Source organism: Massilia sp. UYP32 (genome assembly GCF_050434365.1).
Taxonomy (GTDB): Bacteria; Pseudomonadota; Gammaproteobacteria; order Burkholderiales; family Burkholderiaceae_D; genus Telluria; species Telluria timonae.
On the sequence record NZ_JBNDIK010000035.1, the window covers coordinates 32,750 to 49,390 of the forward strand.

At 67.9% G+C, this 16,641-nt stretch carries 8 protein-coding genes; 1 reads left to right on the top strand and 7 read right to left on the bottom strand.

Annotated elements, in window-relative coordinates; translation table 11 throughout:
• Window positions 1-27 precede the first annotated feature (27 nt).
• The 7 genes from ABIB42_RS23515 to ABIB42_RS23545 form a co-directional block, all read right to left on the bottom strand.
• Window positions 28-2,499 carry a GH92 family glycosyl hydrolase gene (locus tag ABIB42_RS23515; protein ID WP_429249063.1) on the bottom strand — a complete coding sequence of 824 codons (2,472 nt, stop codon included), beginning with the start codon at window positions 2,497-2,499 and terminating at the stop codon, window positions 28-30.
• Window positions 2,496-3,404 (bottom strand): carbohydrate kinase family protein, encoded by a 909-nt coding sequence (locus ABIB42_RS23520; RefSeq protein WP_005667110.1) that lies wholly within the window; start codon window positions 3,402-3,404, stop codon window positions 2,496-2,498. The genes ABIB42_RS23515 and ABIB42_RS23520 overlap by 4 nt, the downstream gene beginning before the upstream one ends.
• 10 nt (window positions 3,405-3,414) lie before the next feature.
• Complete coding sequence (locus ABIB42_RS23525) at window positions 3,415-4,632, bottom strand: AGE family epimerase/isomerase (RefSeq protein ID WP_005667108.1); 1,218 nt, start codon at window positions 4,630-4,632, stop codon at window positions 3,415-3,417.
• Between the two features lie 21 nt (window positions 4,633-4,653).
• A complete protein-coding gene (locus tag ABIB42_RS23530; protein ID WP_040776233.1) occupies window positions 4,654-5,640 on the bottom strand; it encodes a LacI family DNA-binding transcriptional regulator in 987 nt (328 codons plus the stop codon).
• 230 nt (window positions 5,641-5,870) lie between these two features.
• A complete protein-coding gene (locus ABIB42_RS23535) occupies window positions 5,871-9,209 on the bottom strand; it encodes a GH92 family glycosyl hydrolase (protein ID WP_429249064.1) in 3,339 nt (1,112 codons plus the stop codon).
• A 14-nt stretch (window positions 9,210-9,223) separates the two neighbouring features.
• The gene (locus tag ABIB42_RS23540; protein WP_429249065.1) at window positions 9,224-11,857 is read right to left on the bottom strand and encodes a beta-mannosidase; all 2,634 of its coding nucleotides are present in this window, start codon (window positions 11,855-11,857) and stop codon (window positions 9,224-9,226) included.
• Between the two features lie 125 nt (window positions 11,858-11,982).
• A complete protein-coding gene (locus ABIB42_RS23545; protein ID WP_005667100.1) occupies window positions 11,983-15,168 on the bottom strand; it encodes a TonB-dependent receptor in 3,186 nt (1,061 codons plus the stop codon).
• 343 nt (window positions 15,169-15,511) lie between these two features.
• Here ABIB42_RS23545 and ABIB42_RS23550 point away from each other — a divergent pair, with 343 nt between their 5' ends.
• Window positions 15,512-16,639: a metallophosphoesterase gene (locus ABIB42_RS23550; protein ID WP_429249066.1), complete on the top strand. Its 1,128-nt coding sequence runs from the start codon at window positions 15,512-15,514 to the stop codon at window positions 16,637-16,639.
• Window positions 16,640-16,641 lie beyond the last annotated feature (2 nt).

The window sequence follows — 16,641 nt, forward strand, 5'->3', positions numbered from 1 at the left end:
TCCTGATATCGTTTTTTTATGCGGCGCTTAGTGCGCCAGGCCGGCCGGCGGGCGCGGCAGGTCACGCCCGCGCGTGCCCCAGCCTTGCGTGTCCGGCTGGGTCGTCAGCTGGTACTTCAGGGCGCCGCCCGACTGCAGCTGTTCCCAGTCCAGCCACACGCGCTCGACCGCGCGGCCGCCATGGTTCACCGACTTGACGAAGCGGCGCTCGCCCGGCCTGGCGCCCGGCGCCTCGATGCGCAGGATGCGGCCTTGCGGCAGGTCGATCTCGGCCCTGGCGAAGCGCGGCGCATGCAGCAGGAAGCGGCCGCTGCCCGGCATGTCCGGGTAGATGCCCAGCGCGCTGAACAGGTACCAGGACGACATCGTGCCCAGGTCGTCGTTGCCGGTCACGCCGCCGGGACCGTTGGTGAACAGCGTCTCGGCCGCGCGCACCACGGTGGTGGTCTTCCACGGCTGGCCCATCAGGGTGTACATCCATGGCGCGTGCAGGTCGGGCTCGTTGTTCGGGTTGTAGCGGAACTGGGCGTAGTAGCTGTACGGCCCCACCACCCACGACTTGCGCACCGCGTTCGGGTCCGCCAGCACGGCCGGATAGTCGAAGAACTGGTCCAGGCGACCCAGCGCCGGCGCTACGCCGCCCATCGCGGCGGCCAGGCCCGGCACGTCCTGTGGCACCAGCCACTGGTATTGCCACGCCGTGCCTTCATGGAAGCCGTGGTCGCCGCGCGGATCGTAGCCGCTGCCGACGTCGCCGAACCAGCTGCCGTCCAGCAGGCGCGGACGCGGGAAACCTTTCTGGCCGGTCTCGGCGTCGACCACGCTCGGGTCCCAGATCGCCTTCCAGTTCAGGGCGCGCTGCGCCAGCGCCTTCGCATCATCTGGATGGCCGAGCGCCTGGGCCATGCCGGCCAGCGCGCCGTCGGCCGCCGCGTATTCGAGCGTCGCCGACGCGCCGTGGTGCGGGTCGGTGTCCATGCCCTTCGAGACGAAGCTGCGGTCGTACTGCACAAAGCCTTGCTTGAGGTAGCTCGGGTTGCCCGAACGGCCTTGCGGACGGATGCCGTGGGCCGGCACGCCGAAGGCGTTCTCGCGCAGCGCGGCATAGGCCTCGGCCTCGCGCCCCTTCAATGCGCCGAAGCGCCACAGGTCGACCAGGAACGGCGTCACCGGGTCGCCGGTCATGATGTTGGTCTCGAAGTTGGCATAGCCCCAGCGCGGCAGCCAGCCGCCCTGTTCGCGGATCCTGAGCACCGAGGTCGCGATGTCGCTCGCGCGTTCCGGGCGCAGCAGCGCCAGCATCTGGTTCTGGGCGCGGTAGGTGTCCCACAGCGAGAAGAATTCGTAATAGGTCCAGTCCTTCGCCGTGTGGATCGCGTCGTCGTAGCCGCGGTAGCGGCCATCGGCGTCGTTGCCGGTCAGCGGCTGCAGCAGGGTGTGGTAGAGCGCGGTATAGAACACGGTACGGTCGTCCTTGTTGCCGCCCTCGATGCGCACGCTGGCCAGCTCGCGCTGCCAGTTCGCTTGCGCTTTGGCCTTCATGGCGTCGAAGCTCATTGGCTTGCCGCCTTCCATGCCCTCGGCCTTCAGGTTGATGCGGGCCCCTTCGGCGTCGACGTGCGAGATCGCGCTGACCGCGGTCACCGCCTGGCCAGCCTCGAGGTCAAAGCTCAGCCACACGCCGTGCGGCTTGGCCTCGCCCTGCTGGCTCGGGCCGTCGACGTCCGGCCAGCCGGCGCGGTCGTCCCAGATGCCGCGCCTGGCGAAGGGCTGGTCGAACTCCATGCGGAACCAGGTCGTGTACTTGGCGCCGCCGCAGAAGCTGCGGGTGACGATCCGGCCCTCGACGCTGCGGTCGCCCACGATCTTCACTTCGCTGCCGATGACGGAATGGCGCTCGTTGGCCTGGCCGAGGTTGAGCAGCACGTGGCCGGTCTTGGTCCCCGGCGCGTAGGTATAGCGCTCGGCGGCGGCGCGCGTCAGCGCGGTGGCCTCGGCCGTGATGCCGCCATAGCTGGTCAGCTTGACCTTGTAGTAGCCGGCCTCGCCGACTTCGCCGTCATGCGTGTAGTCGGCGGCGTATTTCTTGTGGTCGAACGCGCCCTTCTTGCTGGTGTCGAAGTCGCCGCCGGGGCCGATGGCGCCCGTCACCGGCAGCACCGACAGCTGTCCGCCCTGCTCCCAGCAGCCGGCGCCGGAAATGAAGGAGTGGCCGAAGCCGCGGATCTTCTTGTCGGTGTAGCGGTAGCCGGCGTAGTGGTCGGCGATCGGGCTGACCTGGATCATGCCGAAGGGGGCCGAGGCGCCGGGGAAGGTATTGCCTTCGTCCTGGGTGCCGATGAAGGTGTTGACCGGCATGGCGCCGGCCGCGATCGTCGCCTTGGCTGCTGCGCCCGCCGCGGTCGCGTCAAGCGCGGACAGCGGCAGCAGGCAGGCGGCCAGTGCGAAGCAGATTCCTCGGATCGCGGGCTGGAACGGGTTGGTGCGGGCTTGATTCATCGCGCTGCGTCTCCTTCGAGCTGTTCGAATAGTTGTTGCATGGCCGCGGGCGGCGGCGGCGTGGCGCCGGCCTGCAGGCAGGCGGCGGAACCGGCGGCCAGCGCCGCGTGCAGGTGCGATTGCAGGCGGCGCTGCGGGTGGCGCGTCAGGCTGGTCAAGAGGCCGGCGGCGCTGGCGTCGCCGGCGCCGACCGTGTCCACCACCGTGACTTTCGGCGCCCGCGCATCGCAGCGCTCGGCGCCGTGAAACAGGCTCGCGCCCTCACCGCCGCGCGTCAGCAGGCAATACGCCGCCGGATTGAAGGCGCGCAGGCGCGCCAGCGCTTCGTCCAGCGCGACGCCGGGGAACAGGCCGCGCAAGTCGTCGTCCGACACTTTCACCAGGTCGGCGATCGAGGCCATCGCCGCCAGGGTCGGCGCATAGCGCTCGTCCATCAGGTTGCGGTAGTTGGGGTCGTAGCTGATCGCCACGCCCTGCGCCTTGAGCTCACGCGCCAGCGCGGTCAGCTTGGAGGCAAGCGGCTCGCGCGCCAGGCTGATGCCGCCGAAGTGGGCCCAGCGCAGGCCCTCGGCCCAGCCGGCCGGGAACAGCGCCGGCTCGAAGTGCAGGTCGGCGGAGTCGTCACCGATGAAGAAGTAGCGCGGCGGCTCGCCCTGTTCCACCACGGCCAGCAGCGGCGAACGGTCGACCCGCTGCAGCAGCCGCGTGTCCAGGCCGACGGCTTCGCTCGCGCTCCACAGCGCGTCGCCGAAGCTGTCCAGGCTGATGGCGCCGGCGAAGGCGGTCGGTTCGCCCAGCGCCGCCAGCGCGCGCGCCACGTTCCAGGTCGAGCCGCCCACGCGGCTCACCCACTGTTCGTCGCCCTGGTGGATCATGTCGGTCAGCGCCTCGCCGGCGCACAGCATGCGGGGAGGATTAAGCACGCGCGCCGCCCTTCAGCACCGCCACGATGTCGTAGACGGCGCCCATGGTGTGGTAGTCGACCTTGCCGGCCGGGCTCTTCTCGTCGCTGAGCTTGCGGTTCTCGCGGTCGAGGATGCGGTACCAGGCGCCGTGCTCGTGGTCGACGAAATGGGTCCAGCTGTATTGCCACAGGCGGTCGTACCAGGTCCAGTAGTCGGCATTGCCGGTGCGCGCGGCCAGCATGGCCGCCGCCGCGGCGCTCTCGGCCTGGACCCAGAAATACTTGTGGAAGTCGCACACGCTCAGGTCCGGCGCCAGCGAGTAGCACAGGCCGCCATGTTCCGGATCCCAGCCCTTCTGCACCGCCACCTTGAACAGCATTTCGGCGGTCGGCAGCAGCCAGCCCAGGTCGTGCTCCAGCACGTCCTTGCCGCGCGCTTCCAGCTGCAACAGCAGCTTGGCCCACTCCGTGAAATGGCCCGGCTGGTAGCCCCAGGGACGGAACAGGTTTTCCGGGTCGTCGATATTGAACTTCCAGTCGGGTTGCCAGTGCGTGTCGTAGTGTTCCCAGATCAGGCCACCGCAGCGCTCGGCCTGGCGCTGGGTGACGTTGTAGGCCACCGTGTACGCGCGCTCGATGTAGCGCCGCTCGCCGGTCGCGGCATGCGCCGCCAGCAGCGCCTCGCAGGCGTGCATGTTCGCGTTCTGGCCGCGGTAGGTCGACAGCTCCCTCCAGTCCTGGCTCGCCTCGTCGGCATACAGCCCATCCGCCGCGTTCCAGAAGCGCTTTTCCATCAGGTCGAAGGCTTCGCCGATCCAGGGCCGCGCTTCCTCCATGCCGGCCATCGTCGCATGCGCATAGGCCAGCAGCACGAAGGCCTCGCCATACGCGTGCTGGGTGCCGTCCTCGATCGCGCGGCCGTCCAGCATCCAGGCATAGCCGTCGCCATCCGGCGCGCGGTGCGCCTCGCGCAGGAAGCGCACCGCGTGCTCCAGGCCTTCGCGATAGGCCGGATCCTCGAAGTGGCGGTAAGCCATGGCATAGGTGAACACGAAGCGAGTGCTGCTGACCAGGTGACGGTGGCTTGCGTCGTAGACCTCGCCATCGTCCTTGAAATAGTGGTACATGCCGCCGGCGGGATCGATCGCGCGCGGGTGGTAGAAGCGCATCGTGTGGCGCGCGTGGTCGAGCAGCACGTCCGGGCTGCGAAAGTTCGGGAAAGTGGTCATGGTGGCTAGGGGTGGTGTGCGCTAGTCGTCGTAGCTGCTCTCGCGCACGATCATCTCGACTGGCAGGGTTATCTGGGATGGGTTTTCGTCGGGTTTGTGCAGCAGGGAGTCGACTCCGGTCCGCCCCAGCGCTTCCTTGTCCACATGGACGGTGGACAGCGGTGGGATGGCGGCGGCCGAGGCGGCGATATCGTCGAAACCGACGATCGCGAGGTCGTAGGGGATCTTGAGCCCTTCGGCCAGGCAGGTCTTCATGGCGACCAGGGCGGTGCTGTCGTTGTAGCAGAACAGCGCGTCCGGGCGTTTCGGCAGGGCCAGCAGGCTGCGCATCGCCTCGATCACGCCCTCCTCGCCCTCGCCCATGGTGGGCACGATGACTTCCAGGCTGGGATCGGCATGCACCTTGGCGTCGAACAGCGCCTGCCGGAAGCCCCGGTTGCGCTGCTGGATGCTGTAGTGGGCCAGGGAGCCGGACAGCATGGCGATGCGCTTGCGGCCGCAGCGCAGCAGGTGCTGGGTGGCGAGGTAGCCGCCGCTCATATTGTCCGGATTGATCGAGGTGAAGCCGCGCCGGTGCATGTCCACCAGCACCATCGGCTTGCCGGTCTGCCGCAGCGCGCTCAGGACTTCGGGCTCGAAGAAGCCGGCGCACAGGATCGCGTCGGGCTGGTGCAGGCGGATCTGTTCCAGCACCGGCTCGGCCGGGCCGACCACGATCAGCGACAGCGCGATGCCCTCGCGCCGGCAGGCTTCCTCGGCGCCGTGCAGCACCGGCGTGAAGAACGGACTGGAGGTGAGCGTGTTGTGCTGGCTGTGCAGCAGGAAGGCGATGCGGCGGATGCGGCCCTTCTTCAGCAGGGAGAAATCGTAGCCCAGGCGGATGGCGGCCTCGCGCACCACGCCGCGGGTCGCCTCGGTCATGCCGCCCTGGTTCTTGAGCGCGCGCGAGACGGTGCCGATCGACAGCCCGGTCTCGCTCGCGATGTCGCGCAGCGTGACCTGGCTCACGGCGCAGCCCTCCGTCCCGCCATCGGACTCATCTGCGTGACCATATACATGATCGTCTCCATTGATTGGTTTAATAAACGCTTGTTGTCGCGTCTTGTACTTGAATTTATAGCAGCCGCGTTTCGGCAGCGTCAACAAAGGCAGGTAGCACACGGTGTGTTTTAGCTTTTTTTAGTAAACAACGGTTGCTCACTGTAAACACGGGTATTTACCTGCCTCGTCGCGCATCCTTATTTCGGCGCCGCCACCGCGCCGGCCTGCAGCAGCTCCAGCTCGGCCAGCTCGAACGTCGCGCCCTGGGCGAAGCGCAGGCGATACTCGCGGTAGGCGCCCGGCTTGGCGATGCCGAACGGCCGCAGCTGGCGCTCCCAGGCAAACACCTCGTCCTCGCGTGCGTCCAGCGCCACCCACGCGCCCTTGCCGTCGCGCCCTTCGAGCGTCCACGTCACCTTGCCCAGCGCCGCCTTGCCGCCGGTGATGGTGTAGTGGCTGATCGTCGTCGGCTTGGCGAAAGCGAAGCCGATGGCGGCCCTGGCCGGGACTTCCGTGGCCGTCATCGCATCGTCGTCGACCAGCGCGGCGTCGACACGCTTGCCATCCAGCGTGACAGTGGCGCCCTTGCCGCGGTCGACCAGGCCGGCGGGACGCTGCCCGGCGGCGGTCATCGATGCCGGCAAGGTGTCCGGATCGCTGCCCCAGGTCGAGGGCTTGCTGCCCATCGCGAACTCCAGCGTAGCGCCGGCGGCGATGTCGGCGTGGCGGATCCAGGGCTGGTTCCACGGCTTGCCGTTGACCTTCAGCGACTGCACGTAGACGTTGTCCTGGCTGTTGCCATGGGCGATCACGGTGAGCGTGCGGCCGTTCTCGAGCGTGACCTCGCTGCGCGCGAAGGCCGGCGAGCCGATCACGTACTCGGGAGAGCCCATCCGCAGCGGATACATGCCCAGCATGGCGAAGGTGTACCAGGCCGACATCTCGCCATTGTCCTCGTCGCCCGCATAGCCCTGGCCGATCTCGCTGCCGAGGTACAGGCGGCGCATGATCTCGCGGGTGATCTGCTGCGTCTTCCACGGCTGGCCGGCGGCGACGTACATCCAGGGGATGTGGTGGGCAGGCTGGTTACTGTGGGCGTACATGCCCATGCGGACGTCGCGCGCCTCGGTCATCTCGTGGATCACCTGGCGGTAGCTGCCGGAATACTTCGCTTCCGCCGTCTCTTGCGTGGCGAAGAATTCGTCGAGACGGCTGGCCAGCACCTGGCGGCCGCCCATCAGGCTCGCCAGCCCTTCCGCGTCGTGCGGCGCGGTGAAGGCGAAGGTCCAGGCGTTGGCCTCGGTGTAATCGCCGCCCCAGCGGCGCGGATCGAAGTCCTTCGCCGGCACGCGCCACCCGCCCTTGGCGTCGCGGCCGCGGAAGAACCTGGTCGCCGGGTCGTAGACATGGGGATAATCGGCGGCCCGGGCGCGGAAGTAGGCGGCCTCCTCGCGGTAGCGGCGGCCGCGCGCGCTGTCGTTGCCACCCTCGCCTTCTTCAGCGCCCAGGGCGGCGGCCAGCTGCGCCAGGCCGAAATCGTTCAGCGCGCCTTCCAGCGTCCACGACATGCCTTCGTGGACCGAGGTGTCGGCATAGCCGCGGTACATCGACTGCGCCAGGCCCTTGCGGCCGACGTTCGAGACCGGCGGGACGGCGGTCGCGTTCTTCAGCGCCGCCTCGTAGGCCTGGTGCGCGTCGAAGCCGCGCACGCCCTTGAGCCAGGCGTCGGTGAAGGCCACGTCGGAGCTGGTGCCGACCATCAGGTCGGCGTAGCCCGGCGACGACCAGCGCGCCACCCAGCCGCCGTCGCGGTACTGCTGCAGGAAGCCGTCGACCATCTCGCCGGCGCGCTTCGGCGCAAACAGCGCATACGCCGGCCAGGTGGTGCGGAAGGTGTCCCAGAAGCCGTTGTTGACATAGACCTGGCCGGGAACCACCGGCGCCGACGTGCGCAGCGCATCGCCGCCGGTCTTGTCCTTCGACCAGCCGCTCTGGTCGGCGTGGCGCCAGTCGGGCTTGGCGGCGGTGCCGACGTTCTCGTGGGCGACGTTCGGATACAGGAACAGGCGATACAGGTTCGAATAGACGGTGGTCAGCTGGTCTTCGCTGGCGCCATCGACCTTGACCCGGCCCAGTTCCGCATCCCACGCCGCCTGCGCGCGTTCGCGCACGGCATCGAAGCCGGCGTCGCCGATCTCCAGGTCCAGGTTGCGCTGCGCCTGCTCGACCGAGATCAGCGAGGTGGCGATGCGCATCCGCACCTCGCCCTTGTCCGCCGCGAACTTGATGAAACCGGTCGGACGGCCGGTCTCGATCGCGCCGCTGTCCTGCCAGCGCTGGTCGAAGCGCGCGAACACGAACATGCGCGTGGCGCCGTTCGACAGGCCGCTGCGGGTGTCGGTATAGCCGCGCAGGGTCTGGGTCGCCGCGTCCAGGGTTAAGCCGCCGCGGTCGTCGACGTTATCGAACAGCAGGTTGGCGTCGCCGTTCTCCGGGAAGCGGAAACGGAAGATCGCGGCGCGCGAGGTCGGCGCCAGCTCGGCGCGGATGCCGTTGTCGAAATCGACGCGGTAGGTGTAGGGACGCGCGAGTTCCCCGTCGTGCGCGAACGGCAGCGCGCGGCGCTGGCGGTCGGCGTCGGGACGGCCCTGTGCGGCCGAGGGCATGATCTGGAAGGTCTGGCGGTCGGCCATCCACGGGCTGGGCTGGTGGCTGAGCGACAACGCCTGCAGGCGCGGGCGATTATTCGCGTCGTTCTGCTCGTTCCAGCGATACAGCCAGCTCAGGGTGCCGGCGTCGGTGGCCGGGGTCCAGAAATTGAAGCCGTGCGGCACGGCGGCGGCCGGGATGTTGTTACCGCGCGAGAAAGTGCCGTTGGCCTGGGTGCCGCGCGTGGTCAGCACGTGGTCGGACAGGCGCGCGACCTGCGCGATTGCCTGTTCACCCACCGCGACGTCGTCGATCCAGCCGCTGGCGCCGCCCTTGGCGGTGGGGCGCAGCTCCAGTTCGATCGCCTTGATGCGGCGTCCTTTCAGGCTGCCCAGCCGTACCGCCTTGTGCGCCCATTGCTGCGGATACAAGGTCTTCGACTGGCCCTGGGCGCTGGCGCCCAGGCGCACGCCATGGTGATCGCGCAAGTCGAGGCTCGACACGCGGCGGCCGTCATCCAGCACCAGGTCGAGCGAGACGTGGGTCGACGTGTCGATGTCGCCGTCGACGATCTCGGGCAAGACCATCCACGACAGCACGGTATCGGGCTTGACCTCGATATCGATCGCGTACAGCTGCAGGCGGCCGCCCTGGCCTTCGGCATGGTAGTGCAAGGCCTGGGCGCCGGTATAGCCGGCCTTCTTCCTGGCGGCGTACGGGCGTTCCGGGCCGGCGCCCAGCGCCACCTTCACGCCCTCGCCCGTCAACGTGGCCGGCGCCGGCTGGCCGGATTCGAAGGAAGTCGAGAAGCGGGGCTCGGCGGCGCCGGCAGCGCTGGCCGCCAGCAGCAGAGTCACAGCAGCGGATATGGTGTGCGTCTTCTTCATGTAAAGACGGTCTCCTATGGTGTTGTTGTAATGGCCCGCACGGCGTCAGACAGCGAGCGGATGTTCATGGCGGCGCGCAGGGCGTCTTCATTGGCGGTGGAGTTCAAGCGCAGCTGGACGCGCTCGCCCGGCAGCACCGTCAGGGCGTTGTCCGACAGCTCGGCGTCCAGCGCGCCGAAATCGATCGAGACCGCGCGTGCGAGCCGGGCGGCCTCGATCTCGACGACGTAGCCATCGCCGTCGCGGCGCAGTTCGGCGCGCAGACCGGCCTGATGCCAGGTGATCTCCTTCGCCGGCTTGAAGTACACGACGCCGCGTGATGGCGCTTCACCTTCAGCGTGCAACTCGAACACGGCGACGGTGGACGCCGGATCCGCGCCGCCGAGCAGGTCGGCGTCGACGTAGCCAGCTGCCTCGAACGCCGACAGCGGCGCGATCTCGACCGCCTTGCGCTCGTCGCGCAGCAGCTTGCCGTCCAATGTCATGACGCGTGTGCGCAGTTCGCCTTGCACGGCGTGCGTGCGGTCGTTGAGCAGGCTGACTTTCGTATTGCCGGCGGCGTCGCGCAGCGCCGCCAGCGCGACCGGCGCGAAGAAGCGCCGCGCATGGAACTGCAGCGCCTTGGGCCGGCCGAACCAGTCGATGCCCGACCATGACGCCCCCGGCCACACGTCGTTGAGTTGCCAGTACAGCGAACCCATCGTGTTCGGACGGCTGCGCCGGTGGTGCAGCGCGGCCAGTTCGATGCCCTCGGCCTGCATCGCCTGGCTCAGGTAGGCGAAGCCCGCAAAATCGGCCGGTTCGCCGAATTCGTCGCGCACGTATTTCAGCAGGCGCGCATTGCCCTTGCCGGCCATGAACTTCTGGTGCGCCTCGATCACCGGATGGTCGATGCGCTGCTGGTCACGGCGGGCAAAAGCGTCGATGGTGCGCTGGTCCGGCCAGGCCTGCAGGCCGTACTCGGACATGAAGCGCGGCGTGACGTCCAAGTAGGTCGACACCGGATGGGCCGGATTGCCCCACACTTCCCAGTAGTGCATGTCGCCGGCGGCCGGGGTGTTGGCGACTTCCTGCAGGTCGTTGCCGGGAGAGCTGGACCAGTAGCCGATGCCGCCGCCCTCTTGCTCCACCACCTTGCGCAGGTCGACGCCGAACAGCTGCACATAGCCCTTCCACACCCGGTCGGCGAACGCCGGGTCGGCCTTTTCCAGGGTCTTGCGGTGGCCCCAGTACTTCCACGCGATCTCTTCCTCGTTATTGCCGCACCAGAGGACGACGCTGGGGCGGTTGCGCAGGCGCCGCACCTGGTCGCGCGCCTCGTGCACCACGCTGGCGCGGAAGGCCTCGTCGTAGGCCGGCTGCATGCCGCCGCCGAACATGAAGTCCTGCCACACCATCAATCCCAGCTCGTCGGCCAGGTCGTAGTAATCCTCGCCCTCGTAATAACCGCCGCCCCAGCTGCGCAGCATGTTCATATTGGCGTTCCTGGCCGACTCAAGCACGCGGCGCAGCTGTTCGCGGCTCACGCGCGGCTGGAACATGTCGAAGGGGATGGAGTTGGCGCCCTTGGCGAACACCGGGATGCCGTTGACGACGAAGTGGAAGCTGCTGCCGCGCGCATCCGGGTCGCGCCGCAGCTCGACGCTGCGCAGGCCGGTGCGCGCGGCATGCGTGGCCAGGGTCTCCCTGCCGTCGCGGACCTCGAGCTCGTAGCGGTACAGCGGCTGCGCGCCATACCCGTTGGGGAACCAGCGCTGCGGATAATCGACCCGCACCGGCAGCGCGATCCGGTTGGCGCCGGCGGCCAGGTCGACGCGCCTGGAAGCGGCCAGTGTGCGCTTGCCGTCGGGGGCCGTCTGCCACAGGCGCAACTCGGCGCGTTTGGCGCGCACGACGTCGAGCGCGGCGATCGCGCTGACCTCGGCGCGCGCGGCATCCACGCGGTCCTGCCGCAGCTGCAGGTCGTCGATGCGCACCACATCCCAGCTTTGCAGCACCACCGGTTTCGTGATCCCGGCGCTGACGTAGCGCGGACCCCAGTCCCAGCCGTAGTAGTAGCCTGGCTTGCGCACGAAGTTTCCGGTCATGGCGTCCTGCGGCTCGTCGCCGTACGGAGACGGATAGTTGCCGGCGATCTTGTGCGGCATCGCGGCCACCTGCGGCAGCATCTTCGCGATCGGCGAGCGCAGCACGACGCGCAGGATGTTGCCCTCCGCGCGCAGCCGGCCCTCGACCGGCACGCGCCAGGTGCGGAAGGCATTGTCGGCCTCGAACAACCTGACGCCGTTGAGCCAGACCTCGGCGAAGGTGTCGAGGCCCGCGAACACCAGGTCGCTGCGCGCGGCGCGCACGGTGGCGGCCGGGACGTCGAAGCTGGTGCGGTATTCCCAGTCGGCCAGGCCGATCCACTGCAGGCCGCCTTCGGGCGCGCCGACATAAGGGTCCGGGATCACGCCGTGCGCGAGCAGGTCGGTATGCACGGTGCCCGGGACGGTCGCGGCGCGCGACGGCAGCGCTTCCACATGGGTGTTGCCCTGGGCATGGCCGGGCAGCAAACGGAAGGTCCAATCCTTGTCGATCACGAGCCGGGAGGCCGCAGCCGGCGTCGCCGCCATGCCCGCGGCCAGGGCCAGGATCAATCCCGACACAAAGCGCGCGCTCCACCGCCCCGGCCAAGGCCCGGCAGCGCGGGCATGTTCGTGCATGTTCATGGCTTGTCCAGAATGAGAAAATCCTCCCCGGGCCGAGCGGCGCGGGGAGGACGGAACGGGGCTCAGAACTTGTAGTTCAGGCCCATGTACGCGACACGGCCGGCGTAGTTGTTGGAGTAGAAGCGCTGCTTGGTGTCGTTACCCAGGTGCGAGCGCGACTCTTCCTCGGTCAGGTTCAGCACCGACGCCGTCAGGCTCAGCTCCGGCGTGAAGTTGTAGGAAGCGTTCAGGTCGACCTGGCTGTACGGTTCCTCGTACACGTTCAAGCCGTTCATCAGGCCGTTGACCACTTCGCCGCGGCGGTTGTACGAGGCGCGCAGCATCAGCTTGTCGTTCGAGTAGAACACCGTCAGGTTGGCCTGGTTCTTCGCGCTGCCGACCAGCGGCGAGGTGCCGATCTCGGTGCCGTCCGCCAGCGTGATCGCGGCCTGGTTGGTCTTGTTGTACGTGTAGTTGGCCTGGATGCCGAAACCGTTGTCGAAGGTGTGCTGGCCATACAGCTCGATCCCCTTCGACACCGCATCGCGTCCGCCGGCGCTGGTCGCGTAGTTCTGGACCGCGATCGCGTCGCCGCCGATGTTCAGGGTCACGTCGCGCACCACCGGCACCGCGAAGTTCTGCACATTCTTGCGGAACAGGCCCATGCCGAGCACCGAGCCACGGTGGAAGTACCACTCCAGGCCGACGTCGTACTGGGTCGCCTGGTACGGTTCCAGGTCCTTGTTGCTGCCCGAACCATACCAGCCCTGGCGGTCGCCGCCGCCGATCAGGCGGCGGTCCTCGACGTATTCCTGGCTGTAGTAGTTCAGTGCGCCCGGCGCGCCGATGTCGTTGTAGCTTGGACGCGCCACCACCTTCGAGGCCGCCGCGCGCAGCAGCAGGGTGTCGGTCAGGTCATACGCGATGTTCAGGCTCGGCAGCACGTCGGTGTACTTGCGGTCGAGCGAGCTGACCACATAGGTCGACACGTGGCCGGTGGCCGGATTGGTCTGGCTGTCCGGCACCACGGTGAAGCCGCTGGTGCAGCCCGAACCCGCGGGCGCGCCGGCCGCCGGCAGGCCGCCGGCCTGGCATGGCGCCGGCGTGCCGTCAGGACCGTCGAAGAAGTAGTCGTTGTAGTAGTCGACCTTGTCGGTCGAATCGGCATGCTGCCTGGTGCGCACCACGCGCACGCCGAAGTTGCCGCGCAGGCGGTCGGTCTTGATGTTGGCCTGCAGGTACATCGAGGTGATCTTCTCGTCCACGTTGTAGATGAAGTTGTCCTCGTTACGGGTCTGCATGTCGCCGTAGGTCTGGTTCAGGTACGCGATGTAGGCCGGATAGTTAATGCCGGGGAAGGCGCTGGCCTTGAGGCCGTTGGTCAGGTTGCCCAGCGATTCGTTGTACAGGAACTCAGGGCGGAACTTGTTGGCGTTGGCGTCGCAGCCGTTCTGGTAGCGGTTGTCGTAGTCGCCCGGGTCGGTGCCCTGGCACACCCAGTAGTTGTTGCCGGTGCTGCGGCTGGTGCCGCCGTCGCGGTACTTGGCGCCGAACTGGATCGAATCGAGCCAGCTGCTGTCGGCGTGCCAGGTCAGGTCGGTCTGGGCGTAATTCTGCTCGGTGCTGTTGCGGGTCCACGAGGACGAGGTCGAGCCGAGGTCGATCTCGCCGATGCCATTGCGCAGGTTCTGCATCAGTTCCGGCGCGAAGGTCATGGTCGGCGTGCCCGACACGTCCCACGAGGTCGCGGTGTTGCCGAGGGTCCAGCTGCCGTCGGCGTTCTGCACGCGCGGCTTGATCGGCATCCCGAACTGCAGCTCGGGACCGCCCTTGGCCCAGGTGCGGCCGGCCTTGAAGCTGGCGTCGACCGCATCGCCCTTCCATTCGACTTCGAAGTCGGCGGTCTGCGACAGCGCCTTCTCGCGGCTGTAGCTGCCGGTGATCTGCGGGGTCGGGATGGTGCAGTCGTCCGGACCGAAGCCGCCGGTGTTGGCCAGGCCGCCCGCGCCGGCCTGGGCGCTGTTGCAGTAATAGGCCTTGCCAGGATGCGCGCTGTACTGGGCGCCGGTGACGACCGTGCCGCTCGGGTCGAAGGTGAGGCCGTCGAGCAGGCGTCCGCCCGGCCAGTTGCCGTCGCCGTCATAGCGCGCGATATTCCATTCCGGGACCTTCAGCTGGTTCAGCTGGGAGTTCTGCTGCAGGTCGAAGCGGAAGTAGTTGGCCGTCATGTTCAGGTTGCGCAGCGGCTTGAACTGCAGGGTGATCTGGCCGCCCTTGCGTTCGCGCTCGGTCTCGCGCACGTCCATATTGACCGAGGTCGGCATCGCGAACTTGCTGTAGTACTTGCCCGACTGGTCGTAGAAACCCGACTCGCCCCACCAGAACGAATTCAGGCCCGATGGATTGCCGTTAACGTCGACCGGCGGCTGCGCGTCGTAGTCGTCGGCATACCACTGCCAGTTCTCGGTGCTGGCGCCCATGGTGCGGGTGGTGCGCTTCTGCTTGGTGAAGCCGACCAGGACGCCGAAGCGGTTGCTCTCGTCGTGCCAGGCGTACTGGCCCGAATATTGCGGGTCGGTCTTCTTGGTGGTGTCGGCCCAGGTGCCTTCGACGTTGACGAAGCCGGAACCCGACTTGACGTCCAGCGGACGGCGGGTGCGCAGGATCACGGTGCCGCCGATGCCGCCCTCGTCGAAGCGCGCCTCGGACGTCTTGTACAGCTCCGCGCTGGCCAGCATATTCGACGGCATCAGCATGTAGTTGAACGAGCGGGTCGGATCGCCGTTCGATTCGGCGGTGGCGACGTAGTTGCCGTTCAGCTGGGTCAGGGTCAGGTCGGACGACAGGCCGCGCACGCTGACGTTCTTGCCCTCGCCGCCGCTGCGGGTGACGACCACGCCCGGCACGCGCTGCAGCGCGTCGGCCACGTTCTTGTCCGGGAACTTGCCGACGTCTTCGGCGGTGACCACCTCGACGATCGAGTTGGCGTCGCGTTTCTGGTCGAGGCTTTTCTCGATCGCGTAGCGGAAGCCGGTCACCTTGACCGTTGCCGCCGGGCTGGCGGCGTTTTGCTGGGCCGGCGTCGGCAGCGCCGAGCCTGCCGGCGACTGCGCCGCGGGCTGGACCGGCTGGTCGGCCGATGGCGCCGGCGCGGCCTCGCTCTGCGCATAGGCGTTGGAAAGGGACAGCAGCGCAATCCCGACCGCCGTGGCGATGGGCGTGACGCGGCAGCGCAGCTGCCGGGAAGCGGCTTGGGTTCTTGAAGTCATCGTGTGTCTCCTGGTCGTGCCCTGTGGCGGGCTTTCTTTTAGGCGGAACCTTGCGGGCTCCATCGAGCGGCGTGCCGTGCTCTCCCCGGGGTTCGGAACGCGGGAATGATAGCGTTCACAGGGATTTACTAAACGACAGTGATGCCGCGTGCATAGCAGAGGTCTTCGTGTAACAACAAGCGAATTTATACAAAGGAAAGAACTTGCACTCAACAGTCTTTCGCCGAAAGGGCGAAGTTTAGCGAAGTTTAGTAAACGCCGATAAACCGTGCGCAGCCCCGTTTCCTGGCGCCGGGTGCGATATGATCGCGACAACTTAACCAGAGACAAGAGTGTTGCCGCTGTGTTTTTCCCCTATGTGTATCTAGCCTATCTGTACCTCGTACTGCGCCTGATCGTTCCCCTCCCCCTGCACCGCTTCACCCGGATCGGCCTGGGCCTGGCCCTGCTGCTGGTCTGCCAGCACCACATGATCCAGAAATGGGTGTTCGGCACGATGTTCTCGCCCGAGATCCCGCGCGTCTTCATCGTCCTGCTGGGCTGGCTGTACTGCAGCTTCCTGCTGGTGCTCCTGCTGCAGTTGCTGGCTGACCTGGCCCTGCTGGCCGCCTGGGCGCTGCGCCGCGGGCGCGCCATCGATGCGCGCGTCACAAAGCGCCTGCGCTATGCCGTCGTCACGGTCGGCACGCTGCTGTCGGCCGTCGGCGTGGGCCAGGCGATCCAGGCGCCCGAAGTGCGCCGGGTCGAGCTGGCGATCCGCGACCTGCCCCCGGCCCTGGATGGCTTCCGGATGGTGCAGCTGACCGACCTGCACATCAGCCGCCTGATGCACGGCGACTGGGTGCGCGAGGTGGTCGAGCGCAGCAATGCGCTGCGCCCCGACCTGGTCGTCATCACCGGTGACCTGATCGACGGTTCGCCGCAGGCGCGCGCGGGCGACGTGCGGCCGCTGGCCGACCTGGCGGCCCGGCACGGCGTGATCGCCAGCCTCGGCAACCACGAATATTATTTCGGCGCCGAGCGCTGGACGCGCACCTTCGAAGGGCTGGGGATGCGCGTGCTGGTCAACCGCCACGCCACGATCGACCACGAGGGCGGCCGCCTGACGATCGCCGGCGTCACCGACCGGGTGGCGCCGCGCTTCGGCATGGAGGGACCAAGCACGCGCCGCGCGCTCGAAGGCGCCGCGCCGGACGCGCCGGTCGTGCTGCTCAGCCACCAGCCGATCGGCGTCGATGCCAATGCCGGGGCGGGGATCGACGTGCAGTTGTCGGGCCATACCCATGGCGGCATGATCCGGGGCGTCGACCAGGTCGTGAAACGCGCGAATGGCGGCTACGTCTCGGGCAGCTACCGCATTGGCGGCATGCAGCTGTACGTCAGCAACGGCACCGGCCTGTGGAACGGCTTCCCGATCCGGCTCGGGGTGCCGGCCGAAATCACGGAATTCATCCTCAGGCCGGCGCGCTGACC